19 protein-coding genes and 1 tRNA gene (1 of these 20 running past the window's edge) are annotated in these 20,091 nt (G+C 64.3%); 9 read left to right on the forward strand and 11 right to left on the reverse strand.

Annotated features, from left to right (window positions below; genetic code table 11):
• From I8N54_RS13360 to I8N54_RS13390, 7 genes are all read right to left on the reverse strand, one after another.
• Positions 1-910, reverse strand: the 5' portion of a protein-coding gene (locus I8N54_RS13360; protein WP_140197567.1) for an alpha/beta fold hydrolase. 386 nt of this gene lie to the left of the window's left edge; the window shows 910 of its 1,296 coding nt (coding positions 1-910); it begins with the start codon at positions 908-910; its stop codon lies off the left edge, out of view.
• Positions 911-941: 31 nt separating this feature from the next.
• Positions 942-2,036 (reverse strand): ABC transporter ATP-binding protein, encoded by a 1,095-nt coding sequence (locus I8N54_RS13365; RefSeq protein WP_140197566.1) that lies wholly within the window; start codon positions 2,034-2,036, stop codon positions 942-944.
• 4 nt (positions 2,037-2,040) lie between these two features.
• Positions 2,041-3,972 carry a glycoside hydrolase family 127 protein gene (locus tag I8N54_RS13370; protein ID WP_140197565.1) on the reverse strand — a complete coding sequence of 644 codons (1,932 nt, stop codon included), beginning with the start codon at positions 3,970-3,972 and terminating at the stop codon, positions 2,041-2,043.
• A gap of 9 nt (positions 3,973-3,981) precedes the next feature.
• Positions 3,982-4,866, reverse strand: a complete 885-nt coding sequence (locus I8N54_RS13375; RefSeq protein ID WP_140197564.1) for a carbohydrate ABC transporter permease — start codon at positions 4,864-4,866, stop codon at positions 3,982-3,984.
• Between the two features lie 4 nt (positions 4,867-4,870).
• Positions 4,871-5,794: a carbohydrate ABC transporter permease gene (locus I8N54_RS13380; protein ID WP_140197563.1), complete on the reverse strand. Its 924-nt coding sequence runs from the start codon at positions 5,792-5,794 to the stop codon at positions 4,871-4,873.
• Between the two features lie 107 nt (positions 5,795-5,901).
• Complete coding sequence (locus tag I8N54_RS13385) at positions 5,902-7,140, reverse strand: ABC transporter substrate-binding protein (RefSeq protein ID WP_140197562.1); 1,239 nt, start codon at positions 7,138-7,140, stop codon at positions 5,902-5,904.
• 758 nt (positions 7,141-7,898) lie between these two features.
• Positions 7,899-7,973, reverse strand: a tRNA-Phe gene (locus I8N54_RS13390).
• A gap of 159 nt (positions 7,974-8,132) precedes the next feature.
• Here I8N54_RS13390 and I8N54_RS13395 point away from each other — a divergent pair.
• The gene (locus I8N54_RS13395; RefSeq protein ID WP_140197561.1) at positions 8,133-8,693 is read left to right on the forward strand and encodes a type 1 glutamine amidotransferase domain-containing protein; all 561 of its coding nucleotides are present in this window, start codon (positions 8,133-8,135) and stop codon (positions 8,691-8,693) included.
• Between the two features lie 127 nt (positions 8,694-8,820).
• Positions 8,821-9,681, forward strand: coding sequence for a lysophospholipid acyltransferase family protein (locus tag I8N54_RS13400; protein ID WP_140197560.1), 861 nt, complete (start codon positions 8,821-8,823; stop codon positions 9,679-9,681).
• Between the two features lie 150 nt (positions 9,682-9,831).
• Here the strand turns inward: I8N54_RS13400 and I8N54_RS13405 are convergent, their stop codons facing one another.
• Together I8N54_RS13405 and I8N54_RS13410 are read right to left on the reverse strand one after the other, a co-directional pair.
• Positions 9,832-10,689, reverse strand: coding sequence for a transglycosylase SLT domain-containing protein (locus I8N54_RS13405; protein WP_232790397.1), 858 nt, complete (start codon positions 10,687-10,689; stop codon positions 9,832-9,834).
• A 74-nt stretch (positions 10,690-10,763) separates the two neighbouring features.
• A complete protein-coding gene (locus tag I8N54_RS13410) occupies positions 10,764-11,354 on the reverse strand; it encodes a transglycosylase SLT domain-containing protein (protein ID WP_140197559.1) in 591 nt (196 codons plus the stop codon).
• Between the two features lie 198 nt (positions 11,355-11,552).
• On the opposite strand from I8N54_RS13410, the gene I8N54_RS13415 reads away from it, so the two are divergent.
• From I8N54_RS13415 to I8N54_RS13445, 7 genes are all read left to right on the forward strand, one after another.
• A complete protein-coding gene (locus tag I8N54_RS13415) occupies positions 11,553-12,866 on the forward strand; it encodes a hypothetical protein (RefSeq protein WP_140197558.1) in 1,314 nt (437 codons plus the stop codon).
• Positions 12,867-12,941: 75 nt separating this feature from the next.
• Positions 12,942-14,450 (forward strand): Asp-tRNA(Asn)/Glu-tRNA(Gln) amidotransferase subunit GatB, encoded by a 1,509-nt coding sequence (gene gatB / locus I8N54_RS13420; protein WP_140197557.1) that lies wholly within the window; start codon positions 12,942-12,944, stop codon positions 14,448-14,450.
• A gap of 269 nt (positions 14,451-14,719) precedes the next feature.
• Complete coding sequence (locus I8N54_RS13425) at positions 14,720-15,526, forward strand: DUF4177 domain-containing protein (protein ID WP_140197556.1); 807 nt, start codon at positions 14,720-14,722, stop codon at positions 15,524-15,526.
• An 80-nt stretch (positions 15,527-15,606) separates the two neighbouring features.
• Positions 15,607-16,020, forward strand: a complete 414-nt coding sequence (locus I8N54_RS13430; RefSeq protein ID WP_140197555.1) for a DUF1178 family protein — start codon at positions 15,607-15,609, stop codon at positions 16,018-16,020.
• Positions 16,020-16,658 carry an SDR family NAD(P)-dependent oxidoreductase gene (locus tag I8N54_RS13435; protein WP_140197554.1) on the forward strand — a complete coding sequence of 213 codons (639 nt, stop codon included), beginning with the start codon at positions 16,020-16,022 and terminating at the stop codon, positions 16,656-16,658. Before I8N54_RS13430 ends, I8N54_RS13435 begins: the two co-directional genes overlap by 1 nt.
• A gap of 13 nt (positions 16,659-16,671) precedes the next feature.
• Positions 16,672-18,483, forward strand: coding sequence for a M3 family oligoendopeptidase (locus tag I8N54_RS13440; protein ID WP_140197553.1), 1,812 nt, complete (start codon positions 16,672-16,674; stop codon positions 18,481-18,483).
• Entirely contained in the window at positions 18,480-18,956 is a 477-nt protein-coding gene (locus I8N54_RS13445) for a GNAT family N-acetyltransferase (RefSeq protein ID WP_140197552.1), read from the forward strand. Before I8N54_RS13440 ends, I8N54_RS13445 begins: the two co-directional genes overlap by 4 nt.
• A gap of 22 nt (positions 18,957-18,978) precedes the next feature.
• Here the strand turns inward: I8N54_RS13445 and I8N54_RS13450 are convergent, their stop codons facing one another.
• Positions 18,979-19,281: a DUF4389 domain-containing protein gene (locus tag I8N54_RS13450; RefSeq protein WP_140197551.1), complete on the reverse strand. Its 303-nt coding sequence runs from the start codon at positions 19,279-19,281 to the stop codon at positions 18,979-18,981.
• Positions 19,282-19,359: 78 nt separating this feature from the next.
• The gene (locus tag I8N54_RS13455) at positions 19,360-20,070 is read right to left on the reverse strand and encodes an NAD(P)-dependent oxidoreductase (protein ID WP_231592782.1); all 711 of its coding nucleotides are present in this window, start codon (positions 20,068-20,070) and stop codon (positions 19,360-19,362) included.
• Between the last annotated feature and the right edge of the window lie 21 nt (positions 20,071-20,091).

A 20,091-nucleotide genomic window follows, 5' to 3' on the forward strand; every position in this document is an offset into this window, starting at 1 on the left:
AGCCCGTGATGGCGCCGTTCTGGGCATAGATACTTTCCTGCAGCGTCACGAACAGCGGATTTCCCGAGAAGGAGGTCAACGCCATGACCTGCGACAGAAATGTTTCCGAAAGCCCGGTCGGCGCGAAGGAATCGAAGGCCTCATCCATCGCCCACATGACATTCTCGAAGCCCGGCGCCATGCCGAAATCCAACCCAAGCAACTGAAAACGCCGTACAGATAGCCGGTCGCCGTCGGGCAGCTGCGGTTCATGCGTGGCAATCAAGTCTGCAATCCGCCCTGCCCGCTCGACGGCGTCAGGATAGCGGCGGCTGAACCGCTCGTTCTTGGCCAGGACACGCGGATAGGTTCGGCGATAGACATCGTCCGCCGTGGCCTCGATCCCGGCAAGTCCTCCGGTGACGAAGCACTCCGTCAGCGCGTCCGGCGCGACAGACAGGTAATGCAGGGTCAGGAATCCACCGTAACTCTGTCCAAGCGTCGACCATCGCCGACCACCGTAGATGTCTTTCCGGATCTGCTCACAGTCGCGTACGATCGAGTCGGTCGAGAAGCTGGCGAGGTAGTCCGCTCCCTCAGGGCCTGACATGGCGCCCATTCGAGCACCCGTCACAGGACTGGAGCGCCCGGTGCCCCGCTGATCGAGAAGCAGCACGCGATAGTGTTTCATCGCCTCGTATAACCAGGGCGGGTCGCCAATACCGGGCCGCGGAGCCTTGCCCCCTGGCCCCCCCTGCAGAAACAGCAGCAGCGGCAGATCTTCGGAGACCCGCTCCGGATCGCAGGCTTCGCGCAAGAATACCTGAATCGTTTCGCCCTCGGGGTCCGACCAGTCGCGCGGCAGATCAATCTCGACTTCGGTCAGCGCGACGCCCGGGCCACGGCGGGTGGGACCACGACGGATGCTCATGCTGCTTTTCCTCTCCAGATTGAGCCGGCCCTCATCCCAGCGCTCGAGTGCTCTTGGCGTCGAAAAGCATGGCGCGGTTCATATCCAGATGAAGTGTCGCCTCGCTACCGCTGGCAGGAAACTGGTCGGCTCCGAGCCGCGCACAGAGCAGTGTCTCGCCCAAGCTACCATACGCGAGGGTCTCGATGCCGAGCGGCTCGACCTCGTCGAGCACGACCGAGAGCGGCACTGAGTGATCGCCGTTCGGAGAAAGCGAGATGGCTTCGGGCCGAATGCCCAGCACCACCTCGGCCGTCGGCGCAGCGGCAAGCCCCGCCTTAACCGCACCAGAAAGGGGCAGCGTCTGCCCCGTCTCCAGTTCAATTCCGACCCGGTCGCCTGAGCCACTGAGCCGCCCCGGCAACAGGTTCATCGGTGGCGAACCGATGAAGCCCGCGACAAACGTCGTTTGCGGGCGCTCGTAGAGATCGAGAGGCCGTCCCACCTGTTCGATATGCCCCCCATTCATCACGACGACACGGTCAGCCATGGTCATCGCCTCGGTCTGATCGTGAGTCACATATACTGTCGTCGTGGGCAGGATCCGCTGGAGGCGTTTGATTTCCGAGCGCATCTGGACGCGCAGCTTGGCATCGAGGTTCGACAGCGGCTCATCGAAAAGGAACACCTTGGGCTCGCGCACGATGGCACGGCCCATGGCCACCCGCTGTCGCTGTCCCCCCGACAGCTGGCTGGGGCGGCGGTCTAGCAAGTTGGTGATGCGCAGGGTTTCAGCTGCTTGAGAGACTTTCTCAGAGACCTCGCCCTTCGGGGTCCCACGCTGCTGCAAACAGAATGCAAGATTTTCTCCCACGGACATATGCGGGTAAAGCGCGTAGTTCTGGAACACCATGGCGATGTCGCGGCGGCCCGGAGCGACCCGATTGACCACCTTGTCGTCAATCCGGATGCGGCCGCCGGAGATATGCTCAAGCCCCGCCACCATCCGCAGCGTCGTGGACTTGCCACAGCCCGATGGCCCAACGAAAACAACGAACTCCTTGTCCTCGATCTCCAGGTTGATGCCATGCACGACCCGAGTCGAGCCGTACATCTTGATCAGGTTCTCCAACTGAAGTGTCGCCATGGCTTCAGCGCTCCATCATCCAGACCAGCATGCCGCCGGCCTCGCGGTTGGCCCACAAGTGGTAGGGCACCGCCGTGAAAGTCGCAGGCACCTCACGTGGGGGCGTGCGGGAATAGAGCTGGCCGTCCCAGCCTCCGCTGTCGATTGACCGGGCCGGTCCATGTAGCACCGTGGCGCCGCCCAGAAGATCAGACCGGAAGTCGGCTTCGATTGCGTCTTCGGAGGAAAGCACGAGCCGCTGAGGGGCGATGCCGTTGTCGACCTCTTCCACGCAGTAGACGACGGGACCTCGCTTCAGCGCGACCCGGCCGGCATTCTCCGTCGCATCGGGATGGGCGTAGAGACGTTCGACCGGCATCGGAAGTTGCAGTTTAACGGTGTCGCCCGGCGACCAGGTGCGGGCGATGCGCGCGTAGCCGTTCGTCGTCACAGGGCCGAGCGCGACCTCTTCCCCGTTGACCGTCACGCTCGGGGTGCGGCACCAGCCGGGAATGCGCAGACAAAGGCCAAACTCGACAGGCTCTTCGGGATCGACTTGAAGCGTGATCTCCGCGTCCCACGGATAGTTGGTCGTCTGGCGCAACTGCACGTCGCGCGCGCCGACAGTAACCGTTGCCGCATTCTCCGAATACAGATGCACCGCGATTTCGGTCTCGGTCGTGCTGTAGTGGTAGGAGCCGATCGAGGCGATGAAGCGCGCGATGTTCGTGGGGCAGCACGGGCAATAGTGCCATTTCCAGCGGCGGTGCTGGCCGTGGCTCTCCAACGGGTTCTCGTAGAAGTAATGTTCGCCGTCGCGGGCGATACCCGACAGCGCGCCATTGTAGGCAACCAACTCGAGGATGTCGGTATAGCGCGCATCCAGCCGCGTCTGGGCCATGCGATAGGTCCAGAAACCCAGCGCGACAGAGGCACAGGTCTCTGCATAGGCCGTCTCGTTCGGGAGATCGAATTCCCGGGTGAAGCCCTCGTTGTCCTTCGAAGAACCGATGCCACCTGTCACATACAGCAACTTGGACGTCAGGTGATCGAAGAGCTTTTCGAGTGCGTCGCGGAGGCTGTCGTCGGCAGTCTCGTGCGCAAGGTCGGTCATCGCGGCAAAGAGATAGGTGGCACGAACGGCGTGGCCTTCGACCTCTTCCTGTTCTCGTACCGGCTTGTGGGCCTGGCTGTAGGCGTAAGTCTCAAAGATATAGTCGTCTGGTTCCTCGCCCCGCGCCCGCGCCTCTGCGTCGTAATATGAGGGTGTTTGCCCGCGCTCATCGACGAAGTAGGAGGCCTGCTTGAGGTACTTCTCTTCCCCCGTCAGCCGATAGAGCTTGATCAGGGCGATCTCGATCTCTTCGTGGGCGTCATAGCCGCGCAGCTTGCCTTCCTCGGTGCCGAAGGTGTCGATGATATGCTCGACGCAGCGGATCATCACCTCCAGGAAACGGCGCTTGCCAGTGGCCTCGAAGTAGGCGATCGCGCCTTCCAGCAAGTGCCCCATCGAGTACATCTCGTGCAGGTCGCGCAGGTTCGTCCAACGGTTCTCGGGCTCGCGCCGGATGAACCACGAATTCAGATAGCCGTCGGGCAGTTGCCCCTCTTCGAGACGAGCGACGATACCGTCGATCTTTTCTTCGATGTCCGGGTCGCGGCGGTACTTCAGCATGTAGGACGCCGCTTCGATCCACTTGCCGAAATCGCTGTCGAAGAAGTGCTGCATCGACAGGCCGGACGGCTGGATCGGCCGGGCCAGCGGACCGGGCGGCGACTTGAAGTCCAGCACTTCGAGGAATTTCTCTTCGTCCAGCCGCTTGTACTGCGTGGGCACGGTCACGTCGCGTACCGTGTCGTGCCAGCTCTTCCAGAAGCCACTCTCAAAGCTGACCTTGGCGTGGTCGACCGGCACGTGACGGGAGTCGGCCCGCTGGGGCCTGACATGATTATTCATCTGGTTCACCTATTTGACGGCGCCGGCGACAAGGCCGCGCACATAGTAGCGTTGAAGGGCGAGGAAGAGCAGGATGCAGGGCACCATGGTCAGCGTGATGCCGGCCTGCAGTGCGCCCCAATCGATCAGACCTCGGATGCCCGTTGTGACGTTTACCAGCATGACTGGCAGTGAGAATTTCTCTTCCTGGCTAAGGAAGATCAGCGCTGCGAGAAACTCGTTCCAAGAATTGAGGAACGCGAACATCGCAACGGTTGCCACGCCCGGCAGCGCCAGCGGCAGTGTGATCCGCCGCATCAGCGACCACTGGCTGGCACCGTCGATTCTGGCGCTTTCGATCAGGGCCTTCGGCACCGCGTCGAAGGCGTTGCGCATCATGAAGATCGAGAAGGGCAACTGAAAAGTTACGTAGACCAGCACCAGACCGTTGAGCGTGTTGGCCAGCCTCAGCTTCACGAGGATCAGGAAGAGCGGCGTCAGGATCGACTGGAACGGGATCATCATCGTCGCCAGGATCGCGATGAAGAGGACATTCTGCCCCGGGAAGCGGAACTTGGAGAAGCCATAGCCCGCCGGCACCGAAATCAGCAGCGTCACGACCACCGTCCCGACCGCAAGGTAGAGCGAGTTGCCAACGAAGCTGAGCACCCCGTCCCCCACCGTATCGAGGTTCCGGTAGTTCTGGAGGGAGAAGTTCTCCGGGATCAGCCGGGCGGGGTTGGACAGCGTCTCGGCCGGAAGCTTGAAGGAGTTCGAGATCGACCAGACGATCGGCATCAGGAAGATGGCCGCGATGAAGAAGCCGGCTATGATGTAGATAGCCCGCCACAGGTAGTCCGTCGCCGGCACCGGGTTCAACTCGCCTGCATCGTCGTTGAGGGTTGCGTCAGTCATGGCGTCATTCCTGCGTGTTGCGGAAGTTGAGGATCGCCATCTGCGTCGCGCTGATCGCCACCAGGATTATCAGCAACACCATCGACATCGCAGACCCGTAGCCGAGCCTGTAGGACGAGAAGCTCTCCAGATAGATCGAGAATACCGCCGTCACCGTCGAGTTGCGCGGCCCACCCTGAGTGATCACGAAGAACTGGTCGAAGGCCAGCATCGACCAGGTCACATTCAACACCAGGGCAAGGATGATTGCGTTGCGCATCAGCGGCAGTGTCACCCGGAAAAACCGGGAGATCGGCCCTGCCCCGTCGATCTTCGCCGCCTCGATCACGTCGTCGGAAACGGATTGCAGGCCGGTCAGCAGTATCACCATGGTGAACCCCGCCTGCTTCCAGACGACCATCAGGATCACGACCAGCAGCGCCGGCCAGAAGCTCTCGGTCGGCCGAGGTGCGGAGTCCACGATGCCCGCGCGAAGCAGCAACTCGGCGAAGACGCCGTTGTCGGGGTTGAGTAGCCACGTCCAGAGCGTTGCCGCTGCGCCGAAGCCAATGACGACGGGCATGAAGTAGATCGTCCGGAATAGCCCGGCGATGCGGAGTGGCTTGTCGACCAGAAGGGCCAGCGGGAAGGCGACGAGAAACAGCGCCGAAGTCACCAGTACAGTATAGAGCACGGTGAAGCGGATCGAGCGCCAGAAACGGCCGTCACCGAACAGCTCGACAAAGTTCTCGCCCCCGATGAAGCGGGGCGTTCCAAGCAGCGGCCAGCTGTGAAGGCTCATCCAGACGGTCATGCCAAGCGGCAGCAGGAACAGCAGGCTAATGAAGAGCAGGCTGGGCGTAATGAGCGTCAGACCGAGCCACTGGTATGGCTCGCGGCTGATCGGCTCATCCTCGGCGGAGGGCCGGTGCTCTGGCAGGTCCGTCATGTCTCGTTTCCTCGGGTACCGTTCGCACTCGGCACTCTGACAGTGGGCAGTCGCTGGAGAGACGCAGGCAACCGGGGCCGCCTGCGTCGGTCGTCATCAGCGTCGGGTCAGGGGTTGGTCCGCTCGAGGATCTGCTCGAACCGGCCTTCAGCCATCTCGATCGCGCCGTCGACGTCACCATCAAAGATCGCGGTCTCGAGCAGTTCGAGCCACGGCCCGGTCAGCGAGATGAAGAGCGCATCGTTGGCGTAGGTGTAGGGCGTGAAGCCCGATTGCAGCATGTCGTAGGCAATCAGGTTGCGCTCATCGAAATCGGCGTAGGCCTCTTCTGCGAGGTCGGTCCGCGATGGCATTCCGGCCAGTTCGGTGATCGTCACCTGCTGTTCCGGCTGCATGTAATATTCGATGAAATCTTCGACCAGCGCGCGCTTCTCGTCCGAGATTCCCTCGATCATGACGACATCGTCACCACCTGCGAAGGTCGCGGTGCCCCCGGTCGGTCCGGGGATCGGCGCAATACCGAAATTCACGTCCGGATAGTTCGCCGTCATCAGGTTCACGATGTAAGAGCCCGACATCAGGATGCCGACCTGGCCCGAGGCGAACGCCTCGACAGCGGAGTTGCCGTTTCCGGACCGGGTCGTGGGGTGAATGGCACCCGCCTCCCACATGTCGTTGTAGAGCTGAAGCGTGGCGCGCATGGACGGGGTATCGACTGTCTGGCTGCGGCCGTCCTCGCTCAGGATGTCGTCGCCACCCGCCCAGATGTGAGGCAGGAAGTCGTAAGCCATCCAGGAGCCGGAATTGCCGACGAACATGAAGCCGTAGGTTTCGTCGTCCAGTTCGCTGATCGAGACCGCCGCCTCTGCGAGGCTTTCCAGCGATTCCAAGGCCGACGGATCGACGCCGGCAGCGTCCAGCAGGTCGGTGTTGTACACGATGACCGATGCGTCCGGGGTCAGCGGTACGCCGTATTTCTTGCCTTCATAGGTCGCCAGCCGCACGTGGGAGGGGGACAGCGCGTCGGAATACGGGAGGCTGTCGATGAAGTCGGTCATATCCTCCAGCATGCCCGCGGCGGCGAAGGTGGGCATGTAGATCAGGTCCATTGCAACGGCGGACGGCGCCGCGCCGCCGGCAAGGGCTGCACCAAGCTTCGGGACCATTTGCTCAGCCACGACCGGAACGATCGAGATCTGATCTTCATGGGACGCGTTGTAGCTCTCGGCCATCGCCTCGAGGATCGGCGCGGTCGAGGTCCTCACCCAGATGTCGACTTCTTCTGCGAATGCGGGCGTCGCCGCAGTAACGCCGGCAAGAACTGTTAAAGCTTTGTATTTGAACATTTTGTTTCTCTCCTGTTGGCCTCCCCTCTACTCGCGCGGGAGTCCTCGCACCGAGAACGCTAGTTTTGCGAATATTGGATGTCTACTGTCTGTCCACAAATAAAATACAAAATAGATACGGTTGCCTAAAGTTTGCCCAAGACGCTTGCTGCGCTTGCAAGATGAGTTGTAAAGCCGCTCAGATGACTTGGCCGCATGAGCGCATCCGCGGCGAAATGCCGGAAGTGACCTACAAGGGCCGGTTCGCCGACGCGGCCTCCTTCACCCCGTTCGGCATCCCTGCGATCTGCTAAGGCCGGGCGGTCCAACTTCGAAGGCGGTGCGCGCCACGATCCGCGCTCGGGCGAGACGGTCAGCACCAAGGACCCGCACGAGGTGGCGAAGGCGTTCATTCAGCTTGCGGCGGACGCGTGCAGCATGGATCGCATGTTCGCTTGTCGCGATCCCGCTGATGCTGGTTTCTTTAGGATTGATCGTTTTCTAACGCGGCCCGCGCACACGTGGGGGATGAAACCCTCATACCTCACTGTCGGACCGCTCGTCGGCTCCAATCCCAACACATTTGGGGACGAGCTGCCTTCGTGGGTCTTCTGGGGGTGATAAATGAGGCGTTTTCGCACGCGCCCGGATTCGTCGACCCGCTCGATGCACTTAGGCCCTTTCACCGAGACCGTCGCACCCCTTGGCAAACCTTACGAAAGGCGTCGTCGTGCGTGAAACCGAAGCACACGCCTGAACCAAAAATAATCTGGTAAAGATGGTGCCCGGGGGCGGAATCGAACCACCGACACGAGGATTTTCAATCCACTGCTCTACCCCTGAGCTACCCGGGCACGCCACGCCAGCGGCGCGTCGTGGCTGATTATGATAGAGCCCGAATGCCGTCAACCCGATTTGAGCATCGCCGTGTTGTGATCGTGCGCTGACGTACCGGAACAGGAACCCTGGGCCGCCCCCACCGTTGGCGGATCGAACAATGAAGGAGACATCCAATGCCCGGTATCACCGACGCAAAGATCCTGATCCTCGCCACCAACGGCTTCGAGCGCAGCGAGCTCGTCACGCCGCGTGACAGCCTCCGCGACGCGGGTGCCACCGTCCACGTCGCCTCCCCCGGCGGCGAAGCCATCAAGAGCTGGGACGAAAAAGACTGGAGCGACACGCATCCCGTCGACGCCGACCTCGAAAACGTCAAGGTCGACGACTACGACGCAGTCGTTCTGCCCGGCGGGCAGATCAACCCCGACATCCTCCGTACCAACGCGACGGCGGTCAAGCTGGTGAAAGACTTCACCACGTCAGGCAAGGTAGTGGCCGCGATCTGTCACGGTCCGTGGATGCTGGTGGAAGCCGACGTCGTGCGCGATCGCGAAGTGACGTCCTACCCGTCGATTCGGACTGATCTCAAGAACGCCGGCGCCAATGTCGTGGACAAGGAAGTTGCCTGCGACAAGGGTATCGTGACCAGCCGCAACCCCGGCGATCTGACGGCTTTCGTCAACAAGATCATAGAGGAAGTGGAAGAAGGGCTTCACCGGCGTAACGCCGCCTGAGACGTCATGTGACGTCCACAGCCTTGCTTTTGCGGAACCATCATGCCACCTGCTTGGTTGATGTCTGATGACTGCGCCCGCGCGGCGCGGTCATCGGACCGTTACAAGAACGTGGTGTCTGGTGACCATGAAAGAGCGAATTGACCCGCTGATCGCCGAGCGCGCGCCCTGGCTGTTTAGCGACAGACCCGGTGTGCGGGTCGCGCGTCAACTTCTGAACCGTGCCCTGTCCTACGACAAGACGATCTCGATCGCCCATCGCTATCGCGACATGTCGAGTGTCGAACTTATGTACGATCTCGGACAGATGCTCGCGCAGGATTTCGAGGGTCACGGCCTCACCAACATTCCTCGTCACGGACCGGCGCTGATCGTCGCGAACCATCCCACGGGCATCGCCGACGGGATCATGATGCAGCATATGCTGAAAAAAGTCCGCGACGACGCCTACTTCTATGCCAACCGCGACATCCTTCGCGTGCTCCCGCAGATGGAGAATTTCATCGCGCCCGTCGAGTGGCGGCAGGAGAAGCGCAGCCACGGCAAGACCCGTGAGACGATGGCCTTCACCCGCCAGGCGGTAAGCGAAGGCCGGCTCGGTGTGATCTTCCCGTCCGGCCGGCTGGCCAAGCGGCGCGGATTGCGCCTGCACGAGCGGCCCTGGATGGCCTCGGCGGCGATGCTGGCGCGCAAGTTCGAGCTGCCGGTGATTCCGGTCCATATCCGGGCACGCAACTCGATCCTGTTCTACATGTTCGACCTGCTGCACCCGACGCTGCGGGACATCACTCTGTTCCACGAGACGCTGAACAAGGCGCGGCAGCCCTACCGGATCACGGTGGGCGAGCCGATTTCGCCCAAGGCGCTGCCGGCGAATTCCGAAGACGGGATCGAGATGCTGCGCAAGGCGACGCTGGCGCTTGGCGGGGAAGACGCGCCGACGGTCAGCCTCGTGCGGGCGACGCGCCGGCCTCTCGTCCGGTTCTAGGCACCCGTCCGGTAGCGGACAGCCGTCCTAAAACGGACCGGCGTCCCGGTCCGGACAGACTGAACGACAAACGCCCGTTTCCGGTCATATCTCCGGAAACGGGCGTTCTTGTTTCATGGGACCCTGTCCGGCACCGGACAGATGTCCGCCTCACTCGTAGTAGGCGGGAGCGCTCATGGTCGAGAAGGTCGGAACACTGACCTGCTCGGGCCGCATCTCGGGACGCAGGCTGACCATCACGGCAGCGTTGGAGGTGCAGTAATCCTGCTCCCGCGTCCAGGCCGTCATCTCGTCGATGACCCAGCCGTGGGTCATGGGGCCCCAGTCGGCGGCAACGCCACGGCGACCGCCGGCGATCGCGTTATCGCGCTCCACGGTGTAGGCCATGATGCGCACTGCGCAGGACAGGTTGTCGACCGGGTCTTTCAGGGCCTCGCCGGTGCTGGCGTAGCAATCGTAGTGACGTGCGGTCGTCGGGTAGATCTGGAGGAGGCCGAACCACTGGCCACCACCGCCGACGACGTGGGGCACGTAGCGGCTTTCGTAGTAGGCGAGCGCGGACATCATGCCGACCCAGAAGGCACGACGCTCCTCGTCGGACTTGTTGGCGTAGCCGGGGCACCAGGCTTCGATGTCGCTCGGGATGATGTCCTCGAGCCCGTCGCCGTGGGCCTCGATCGCGGCCATCGCGGTACGGGTCCAGAGTTCGCCTTCCTCCGTCTCGTCCCACTTCGCGGCGGGCTGGTAGGTGGAGCGGACAGGCGGCAGGACCGGCGGCTCACCGAAGGTGACGGATACGCCGTTATATACGATCTGGCGCGGCTCTTCCTCGGCGCGCTCGGTCGCGGGACGCGACAGCGGGCGGACACCGGCGGGATAGGACGCGCCGATGACCTCGCTCAGCGGGTCGGCGGCCAGTGTCTCTGTGACGGACGAATCGATGTCGGCCATGGCCTGGAGCGGAAGGCTCGCGGCGATGATCCCGGCTAGCAGGGAACGCATTTCCATGTCTCTCCTTTTCGATGCCGGCGCCCCGCCCCGCCGGCAATCCTTGTCTTCATCGGGCGCTCAGGCCCGGATAATCATTGAATTTCAGAACCTTGCGACGGTGCGCAATAGGCTTGCTGGCTCACCCAGTCGCGCATCTCGGCACGCTTGCTGGACGAGTGGAACGGGCCCCAGTCCCGCATGCCGCGGCTGACGGTGCCGTAGCGGGCGACCTGGCGGGTCGCGATGCGCACCGCGCAGGACAGGTTGGCCGCGCCATCGCGCAACGCCGACCCGCTGGTCGCCTGGCAGCCGTAGCCGCGCGCCGTGGTTGGGTCGATCTGCACGAGGCCGTACCAGCGGCCGCCACCACCGACAGCGTCGGGGTTCCACGTGCTCTCATGCTCGGCGAGGGCCGACAGCAGGCCTGTCCAGAACGCCGCCCGCTCATCGCGGGAGGCCGTGGCGTATCCCGGGCACCAGCCCTCGATGTCGCCGGGCATCATGTCCGCCAGCGACGTTTCGTGACGATCCATCGCCGCGAAGGATGCGGCGGTCCACGTGGCCGCTTCGGGCCGGTGGTCCCAACGCATGGCGGGAACGTAGGGTTCGGGTTCGGGAGTTGGTTGCACGGTGGCACAGGCGGTCAGCGCGGAAAGCGCGAGAGCAAGCAGCGGCAAACGCATGAATTCGTCCATAGGCAGCACCGGGGCCCCTCGCCCGGCACAGAGCGTTTGCCCTCTCGGGCTCCATGAATCGAGTCGAACGAGTCCAGATCGGCGAATCTTTGCCGCCGTCAAGATGGGAACGCCAAGATACGGACCGATTGATGCCAGATTTTGTGTCCATGCATCACCTGAACGCAACGAAGTCGTGACACGCTCATGCGCCAGGACAAAACGACCCCGAATCCCGGCCATATCCTCAAGACGGGGACGGCCCTCCTGCGTTCGGCGGGCCGTCATTCCGCGCGGATCGCCGGGGATGCGCTCGACAAGTCGGGGCTCGTCGATCGGCTGAAGGCGACACCGATCTGGACGATGAACAGCAACCGCGTGAGACGGCGGCGGCTGGAGCGGTTGGAACTCACCTTCATCGACCTGCCCGCGACACGCCGCGAAGTGGCCGAGATCGAGACGGAGGCGGCCGCCCTCGCCCGATCCGCCGCGTGGAGCGACCTTGCCGACATGCTGCAGGACTTCGAGGATATCCGCAGCGACGCACCCGGCCTGCTGCGCCTGTACGACAGCTGCGCGACCGCTGCGCGAATGGCGCTGGCCGACGATATCGCACCGCCCGACGACCTGACGCTCGCGCCGGTCGCCGGTATCGCGGACCCGACCCTGGACGAGCTCGAGGGCGCGCATGTCCGCGACCGATCAAACCACATCCTCGCGGCGCTGGCCGCCCGCGCCCATATCGACGCCGCCTGGTATCACCGGTCCGGCTCCGCAGACGCCGAGATCCCCGACGAGCGGTGGGAGGCGATGCGCCTGCACTACGACCGTGCGGCGCAGATTTTGGCCGAATTCGACCCACACACCCACAATTCGCCGCTCCTGGCCGAGGCTTTCTATTTCCTGGCGCTCGATGCCGAAGACCCGGCGTCGGCGCTGCATCGGGCGTTCGAGACCTGGACCGACCTCGATCCGGCGAACGTCACACCGTACCTGACGCACGGCTTCCACCTGCTGCCCCGCTGGGGCGGCAGTTACGAACATCTGCACGGCGAAGCGGCCTGCAGCGCGCGAAACACGAAGGAACTGCTTGGCGGGGGCGCCTACACGGCGTTCCACGTGATCGCCCTGCTGCGCGACGACGAGGCGATTGCCGGGCTCGACGTCGACCGTTTCGTCGACGGGCTGCACGACCTGCTCGACTACGACCTGAACGATCCGGACACGGCCAACAACTTCGCCGGGATGCTCTACGCGGTGTCAAAGCCGCGGCTGCCGGGGCCGGAGACGCCAGCCGACTCGCCCGCGCCCCGGCGCCGCGAAGAGATGCGCGAGGCATTGCGAGAGTTCATCGACCTCCGACTCGGGGGCCTCCGCGCCGATGCCTGGGGGGAGCCCGGCGATGCCGAAGCCGCGCTGGCCGATCTGTTCGCAGAACAGCTCGACGCCGGGAACCGGCTGATCCTCGACAAGCACGGCCTCCGGTTCGAGCCGTTGAAGCCGCCGCCCGAACAGGCCTGACGCGCCACTCCGCTTGCCCCGCGCGCGCCCTCGGCCTAGAACGCGCGCTGAAGCTTTCGCGAACGGAGTCCGACGATGCTCGACCTCACCTATGAACCCCCGAAGCCCAAGGTGATCCAGGGCGCCACCGGCGACTGGGAGCTGGTCATCGGACTGGAGGTTCATGCGCAGGTCGCCTCGAAGGCCAAGCTGTTCTCCGGCGCCTCGACCCGGTTCGGGGCAGAGCCGAACTCCAACGTCGCCTTCGTGGATGCCGGGATGCCCGGTATGCTGCCGGTCATCAACGAGGGCTGCGTCGCCCTGGCGGTGAAGACCGGTCTCGGCCTCAAGGCGCAGATCAACCTGATGAGCGCCTTCGACCGCAAGAACTACTTCTACCCGGACCTGCCGCAGGGCTACCAGATCAGCCAGCTCTACCACCCGATCGTGGGCGAGGGCGAAGTGCTGGTGGACATGGAGCCCGGAGTCGCCCGGCTGGTGCGGATCGAGCGCATCCACCTCGAGCAGGACGCCGGCAAGTCGATCCACGACATGGACCCGAACATGTCCTTCGTGGATCTCAACCGCACCGGTGTGGCGCTGATGGAGATCGTCTCCCGCCCCGACATCCGTGGGCCCGAGGAAGCCGCTGCCTACGTCGGCAAGCTGCGCCAGATCCTGCGCTACCTCGGCACCTGCGACGGCAACATGCAGAACGGCAACCTGCGGGCGGACGTCAACGTCTCCGTCTGCCGGCCGGGCGATTACGAGAAATACCAGGAGAGCCAGGATTTCTCGCACCTCGGCACGCGCTGCGAGATCAAGAACATGAACTCCATGCGCTTCATCCAGGCCGCCATCGACTTCGAGGCGCGCCGCCAGATCGCCATCCTCGAGGACGGCGGCAAGGTGGAGCAGGAAACCCGCCTCTACGATCCCGACAAGAACGAGACGCGCTCGATGCGGTCCAAGGAAGAGGCGCACGACTATCGCTACTTCCCATGCCCCGACCTTCTGCCGCTCGAGATCGAGCAGGGATGGGTGGACGAGATCGGCGCCGACATGCCCGAGCTTCCCGACGAGAAGCGCGCGCGGTTCGTCACGCAGTACGGCATGACCGAATATGACGCCTCCGTGCTGACCGCCGAGATCGACCTCGCCAACTATTTCGAGGCAAGCGTCGGCGGCGGCGATGGCAAGAAGGCCGCGAACTGGGTCATCAACGAGGTCCTGGGCCGCGCCAACAAGGCCGAGGTCGCGCCCGCCGAGCTGGTGAAGCCGGAAGCGAACGCCGAGATCCTCGCGCTCGTCGCGTCCGACGCGATCTCCACCAAGATCGCCAAGGACGTTCTGGAAAAGCATATCGAGACCGGCAAGAGCCCGAACCAGATCGTCGAGGAAGAGGGTCTGAAACAAGTCACCGACACCGGCGCGATCGAGGCCGCGGTGGACGAGGTCATCGCCAACAACCCCGACCAGGTCGAGAAGGCGAAAGCCAATCCGAAGCTGGCCGGCTGGTTCGTCGGTCAGGTGATGAAGGCCACTGGCGGCAAGGCGAATCCGAAGGCCGTCAATGAACTAGTGAGCGCGAAACTCGGCCTCTGAAGGCCGGGTGACGGCCGGAAACAATCGGTTTCCGGCCCGCGATTCCATCCGATTTACCCAAGGAAAGCTCCGCCCAGCCCCTCTGCTGATAAATTCAGCAGATGCCGACCCCTTGTTTTCAAGGCTTTGCGCGCCGCAGGCTACTGGAATCCGGGACATTTCCCGGCTCTTTGTGAGGATTGTGGCGGGAAGGTGTCCCAATTGTGGCGTCACGCTTCCGCGACTCGCCGGCGATTGATAATATTTCGTTGCCGACTGGGGGGTTGGGGATGACACATTACGAATACAAGGTTGTGGCCGCGCCGAAGCGTGGCACTCGTGCCAAGGGGCTGAGGACAAGCGAGGCCCGCAACGCGAACGCTCTTGAACTGCTGATGAACGAATACGGGGCCGACGGCTGGGAATTCCAGCGCTCCGACACGCTGCCTTTCGATGAGCGCACCGGTCTCACGTCGCGCGAGACGCAGTTTCAGACCTTCCTCGTTTTCCGCCGCCTCGCGGTAGCCGCCGAGGTCAGGGGCACCGGCACCGACGGCTACACGATGACCGCACCCGTGCAGGTCGCAGAGTCGTCCGGCACGATCACCAGCCTGCGCGACTATTGGAACGCCTCGGCGGAGATCGAGGAGATGACCAGCGAACCGGCCATCAGTACCGCGCTGGCGACGCGCGCCGCCATGCGTCGCCCGGCCCCTGCCCGGCTGGTCGAGTCTGAGACATCACCGGCCACAGAGCCCGCGGCACCGCAACCGACGCTGATCGCCTCCGAAGCGGAGCCCACGCTCGCTCTCGCGCCCGATCCGACGCCGGAGCCGCTGCCGGTCACCGCGCCGGTGCAGGCCCGGCCGCTGCTGGACGATCCCGCGACCGCGCTGGCCGAGGGCCGGACCTTCGACCGCCCGCCCTCGCGCATGTTGTTCCGGCTGGGCAAGCCGCAGGAGATGGTCGTCCGGCGCCCTGACCCAACCGAAGCGCCCGTGGAGTCGACGCCTGTGGTGCCCGCGCGCCCGACCGGCGAGGCGCTCGCGCGTGCCTTCCGCGAAGGGGCGGCCATGGGACGTCACGCTGCCGAGTAAGGGCGCGAAACCATTGCAAACGGCGGGGTGGCGGCTAAGTATGTCCTACTCGAAACCTGACGTCTGCAAGTCCCGCCCGCATGATCCGCTACGCCCTGAAATGCTCGGATGACCACCGCTTCGAAAGCTGGTTCCAGTCTGCCAGCGCCTTCGACCGGTTGAAGGACGCGGGGCATGTCTCCTGCGCCGTCTGCGGCTCGGCCGAGGTGCAGAAGGACCTGATGGCCCCCTCCGTCAGCGAAGGCGGTGAGAAGCCGCTCTCGCGCCCCGCTTCTCTTGCTGAACAGGCAATGGCGGACCTGCGCCGCAAGGTCGAGGAAAGCTCGAGCTACGTCGGCAAGGACTTCGTGACAGAAGCCCGCGCCATGCACGACGGCGAGAAACCGCACCGGTCTATCCACGGTGAAGCGAACCTCGCCGAGGCGAAGAAGCTGCTGGAGGATGGGGTCCCCGTCATGCCGCTTCCCTTCCGGCCGAAGCGCCAGTCGAACTGATGCGCGTGCTGGTCACAGGCGCGAGCCGCGGGATCGGAGCCGCCCTCCTCTTGGCCTACCGCGAGCGAGGGGACACCGCGCTTGGCACGTCGCGCAGCGGCGACGGCCTGATCCGGCTCGATGTGACCGACCCGGCGGCCTTCGCTGGCTTGCCCGGCGAGGTCGGCGACAGTCTCGACCTGCTGGTCTGCAACGCCGGGATCTTCCCGGACCGTCACGACGAGATCGACACCGGTTACGACGCGGCCAAGTGGGCCGACGTCTTCGCCACCAACGTCACCGGTGCGTTCCTGACCGTTCAGACGCTGCTGCCGCAGCTGCGCGCCGCGAAGGGCAAGGTCGCCATCATCTCGAGCCAGATGGGCGCCTCCACCAAGGCCGGCGGTGACGCGCTGATCTACCGGGCATCCAAGGCGGCGTCGGCGAACCTCGCCCTGAACCTTTCCAAGTCCTTGAAACCCGACGGCATCGCCGTTGGCGCCTATCACCCCGGCTGGGTCAGCACCGACATGACCAGCCACAAGGGCGCGCTGCAACCGGAGGAGGCCGCGCAAGGCCTCGTCGCACGGTTCGACGCGCTCGATCTGGAAACGACCGGCTGTTTCATGACATGGGATGGCCAGCCACACCCGTTCTGAAGGAGCGACGACAATGAAAAGCCCCCTGTTCGACGTTGACAGCTCCGGTGCCCGCAACCTCGGCGATCTGCCCGAGTGGGACCTGACAGACCTCTACGAGAGCCCCGACTCCGCCGACTTCAAGCGCGACATGGACTGGCTGGAGGCCGCCTGCGCCGATTTCGCCCGCGACTACGAAGGCAAGCTCGAGACGCTCGATGCCGCCGACATGCTCGAGGCCGTCCGCCGGTACGAGAAGATCGACGTCGTCGGCGGGCGCATCATGTCCTACGCGGGCCTGCGGTACTACCAGGTCACCACCGACTCCGACCGGGGCAAGTTCCTGACGGACGCGCAGGACCGGATGACCTCCTACACCACGCCGCTGGTCTTCTGGGGGCTGGAGTTCAACCGCCTCTCCGACGACCACGTCGAGGGCCTGCTGAACGAGAGCGACGAACTCGCCCGCTACAAGCCGATCTTCGACCGGATGCGCGCGATGCGGCCCTACCAGCTGTCCGACGAGCTCGAGAAATTCCTGCACGACCAGTCCACCGTCGGTGGTACCGCGTGGAACAAGTTGTTCGATGAGACGATCGCCGGGCTGACCTTCACGGTCGACGGTGAAGAAAACGGCATCGAGGGGACGCTCAACTACCTGACCGAGCAGGACCGCGCCAAGCGCGAGGCGGCGTTCCATGCGCTTACCGACGTCTTCGGCCAGAACATTCGTACCTTCGCGCGCGTCCACAACACGCTCGCCAAGGAGAAGGAGATCGAGGACCGCTGGCGCGGGATGCCGACACCGCAGACCGGCCGGCACCTCGCCAACCATGTCGAGCCGGAAGTCGTGCAGGCCCTGCGCGACGCCGTGGTCGACGCCTACCCCCGCCTGTCGCACCGCTACTACGGGCTGAAGGCGAAGTGGCTTGGTCTCGACAGGATGCAGGTCTGGGATCGCAACGCGCCGCTGCCGATGGAAAGCGACCGCATCGTCGACTGGGACGAGGCGAAGGGCATCGTGATGGACGCCTACGGATCGTTCGATCCGCGCATGGCCGACATCGCGCAGCCGTTCTTCGAAAAGGGCTGGATCGACGCGCCGGTGAAGCCCGGCAAGTCGCCCGGCGCCTTCGCCCACCCGACGGTGACGGACGCGCACCCCTACGTGCTGCTGAACTACCTCGGCAAGCCGCGGGACGTGATGACGCTGGCGCACGAGCTCGGCCACGGCGTGCACCAGGTCCTCGCCGCCGGACAGGGGGAGCTGCTGTCCTCCACACCGCTGACCCTGGCCGAGACGGCGTCGGTGTTCGGCGAGATGCTGACCTTCCGCAAGTTGCTCGCCGGTGCCCCGGACGAGGCGGAGAAGAAGGTCCTGCTGGCCGGCAAGGTCGAGGACATGATCAACACGGTGGTCCGCCAGATCGCCTTCTACGATTTCGAGTGCAAGTTGCATGACGCCCGTCGCGGCGGAGAGCTGACGCCCGACGACATCAACGCGCTCTGGATGTCGGTGCAGGCCGAAAGCCTCGGCCCCGTCTTCGACTTCGCACCGGGTTATGAGACCTTCTGGGCCTACATCCCGCACTTCGTCCACTCGCCCTTCTACGTCTACGCCTATGCCTTCGGCGACGGCCTCGTGAACGCGCTCTACGCCGTCTACGAAGAGAGCGGCGAGAGCTTCAACGACAAGTACTTCGCGATGCTCAAGGCGGGCGGGTCGATGCACCACAAGGAGCTTCTGGCGCCGTTCGGCCTGGACGCGTCTGACCCGGCCTTCTGGAACAAGGGCCTTTCGATGATCGAAGGGTTCATCGACGAGCTCGAGGCGATGGAATCGTGAGCGGCGTGAGCCTCCGGCCGCTGCCGCGGACGGAGGTCGCCTCCGTCCATCACCTCGAACTGCCCGAGGTGCAGATGCCCTTTGCCGGACGGATGACCGACATCACGGTCGGCGATCCCGAGGACGTCGATTATCACGCGGTCGAGGCGGAGGATGCCGTCATCGGCTTCTTCAAGATCGACACGGCCTACCGCGAGCGGCTTGGCTTTGGAGGCCCCGAAGATCTCGGCTTCCGCTTTTTCCTGATCGACCACCGCTATCAGGGGCGTGGTTACGCCAAGGCGGTGATGGCCGCCCTGCCCGACTACCTGCGTCAGCATTACCCGGGCCGGTCCGTCGTGTGGCTGACGGTGAACTTGAAGAACCACCGGGCCTACCAAATCTACCTCTCCGCCGGGTGGGAGGACACGGGCGACCAGTACGAAGGCGGCCCATCGGGCCCGCAGCACGTCATGCGGCTGTCGCTCGACTGACCGGGATCGGTCGGGAGCAGTCTCAGTCGAGGTCGGTCCAGGGCCAGGGCTTCACGTCGCTGGCGGCTGTCTGGTAGCGGGCAGCCTTGGCGATCCAGATGCCGAGGTCGGTGCCGAAATCGGCAAGCCGCTCGTTCGGCTCGTCCTTGTTGAAGATCATGATGACGAACTGGATGACTGTCGCGACGCTGAGAACCGTGTTCGCGATCGAGATCATCACGGCGATCAGCACAACATGCACCAGCCGCATCAGGAGATGTTCCTTCCCGGCGGGCTCTTCCTGCTCGCCGTGGATCCGGCCCATCACCTTGTCCTCGTCGTTCATGGCCCCTCTCCTGCCTGACCTGCGCCGGTTCCTTGTCGACCATTCGGGGTGTCCGGCGCAAGGTGCAGGCGGCGGGGCTCAGGCGAGAAGCGACTTCATGACCGCCTCGTTGCTTTCGTTCACCTCGCTCTCGGAGCGGGCGATGGCCGGAGTCGCGCGCGACCACTGACCGGTCTCGACGCAATCGAGCATCAGCGCGGCGACATCCTCGTGCCGGGCCCGGATCAGGCCCTCGGCGATCTCGTCCTCGGTGACGACGGAATCGTCGGTGCGGGGGCCTTCCATCAGCCAGCCGGGGCGCACGGCAGTCCAGTCGAGCCGGCTTTGGGCGAGGTCCGCCTCCATCTGCTCCATCTGGTCGAGCACGTTGGTCAGCGCCGGCGCGGTGCCGAGCCGGAACAGCAGCGGCCCCCGTTCGGAATTGGCGACGAAGGTCGCCGACATGACGACGATGCGCTCGATCCCCTCCGCCTTCATCGCGTCGGCGATCCGCGCCGTCCCCTTTGTGTAGAGCGGCGGTGGATCAGCAAGCGTGCCGATGTCGTTGCCGACGCCAAGCGCCGAGATCACGGCTTTCGAGCCGCGTAGCGCCGGGGCGAGATCGCCGCCCAGCACGTCGGCCTCGATCTGCGTCGCGGCATCGGGCGCGTAAGGGTCGCCGCCCACGTCGGAGGCGACGACCTTGTAGCCACGCTCCAGCGCCTGCTGCACGAGGGCGCGACCGGTGCGGCCGGAAGCGCCGAAGATGGTGATCTGGGCGGGCGGGGTGATGGGGGATGCGGTGCTCATGTCAGCTGAACGCCGACCGGC

The sequence above is a fragment of the Pelagovum pacificum genome (assembly GCF_016134045.1).
GTDB classification, from domain to species: domain Bacteria; phylum Pseudomonadota; class Alphaproteobacteria; order Rhodobacterales; family Rhodobacteraceae; genus Oceanicola; species Oceanicola pacificus_A.

Coding starts and splice junctions, on each gene's coding strand:
- gatB (WP_140197557.1), top strand. CDS start 12,942: ATGCTCGACCTCACCTATGAACCCCCGAAGCCCAAGGTGATCCAGGGC.
- I8N54_RS13370 (WP_140197565.1), bottom strand. CDS start 3,972: ATGAATAATCATGTCAGGCCCCAGCGGGCCGACTCCCGTCACGTGCCG.
- I8N54_RS13365 (WP_140197566.1), bottom strand. CDS start 2,036: ATGGCGACACTTCAGTTGGAGAACCTGATCAAGATGTACGGCTCGACT.
- I8N54_RS13395 (WP_140197561.1), top strand. CDS start 8,133: ATGCCCGGTATCACCGACGCAAAGATCCTGATCCTCGCCACCAACGGC.
- I8N54_RS13385 (WP_140197562.1), bottom strand. CDS start 7,140: ATGTTCAAATACAAAGCTTTAACAGTTCTTGCCGGCGTTACTGCGGCG.
- I8N54_RS13455 (WP_231592782.1), bottom strand. CDS start 20,070: ATGAGCACCGCATCCCCCATCACCCCGCCCGCCCAGATCACCATCTTC.
- I8N54_RS13400 (WP_140197560.1), top strand. CDS start 8,821: ATGAAAGAGCGAATTGACCCGCTGATCGCCGAGCGCGCGCCCTGGCTG.
- I8N54_RS13425 (WP_140197556.1), top strand. CDS start 14,720: ATGACACATTACGAATACAAGGTTGTGGCCGCGCCGAAGCGTGGCACT.
- I8N54_RS13435 (WP_140197554.1), top strand. CDS start 16,020: ATGCGCGTGCTGGTCACAGGCGCGAGCCGCGGGATCGGAGCCGCCCTC.
- I8N54_RS13375 (WP_140197564.1), bottom strand. CDS start 4,866: ATGACTGACGCAACCCTCAACGACGATGCAGGCGAGTTGAACCCGGTG.
- I8N54_RS13450 (WP_140197551.1), bottom strand. CDS start 19,281: ATGAACGACGAGGACAAGGTGATGGGCCGGATCCACGGCGAGCAGGAA.
- I8N54_RS13410 (WP_140197559.1), bottom strand. CDS start 11,354: ATGCGTTTGCCGCTGCTTGCTCTCGCGCTTTCCGCGCTGACCGCCTGT.
- I8N54_RS13430 (WP_140197555.1), top strand. CDS start 15,607: ATGATCCGCTACGCCCTGAAATGCTCGGATGACCACCGCTTCGAAAGC.
- I8N54_RS13380 (WP_140197563.1), bottom strand. CDS start 5,794: ATGACGGACCTGCCAGAGCACCGGCCCTCCGCCGAGGATGAGCCGATC.
- I8N54_RS13440 (WP_140197553.1), top strand. CDS start 16,672: ATGAAAAGCCCCCTGTTCGACGTTGACAGCTCCGGTGCCCGCAACCTC.
- I8N54_RS13415 (WP_140197558.1), top strand. CDS start 11,553: ATGCGCCAGGACAAAACGACCCCGAATCCCGGCCATATCCTCAAGACG.
- I8N54_RS13405 (WP_232790397.1), bottom strand. CDS start 10,689: ATGGAAATGCGTTCCCTGCTAGCCGGGATCATCGCCGCGAGCCTTCCG.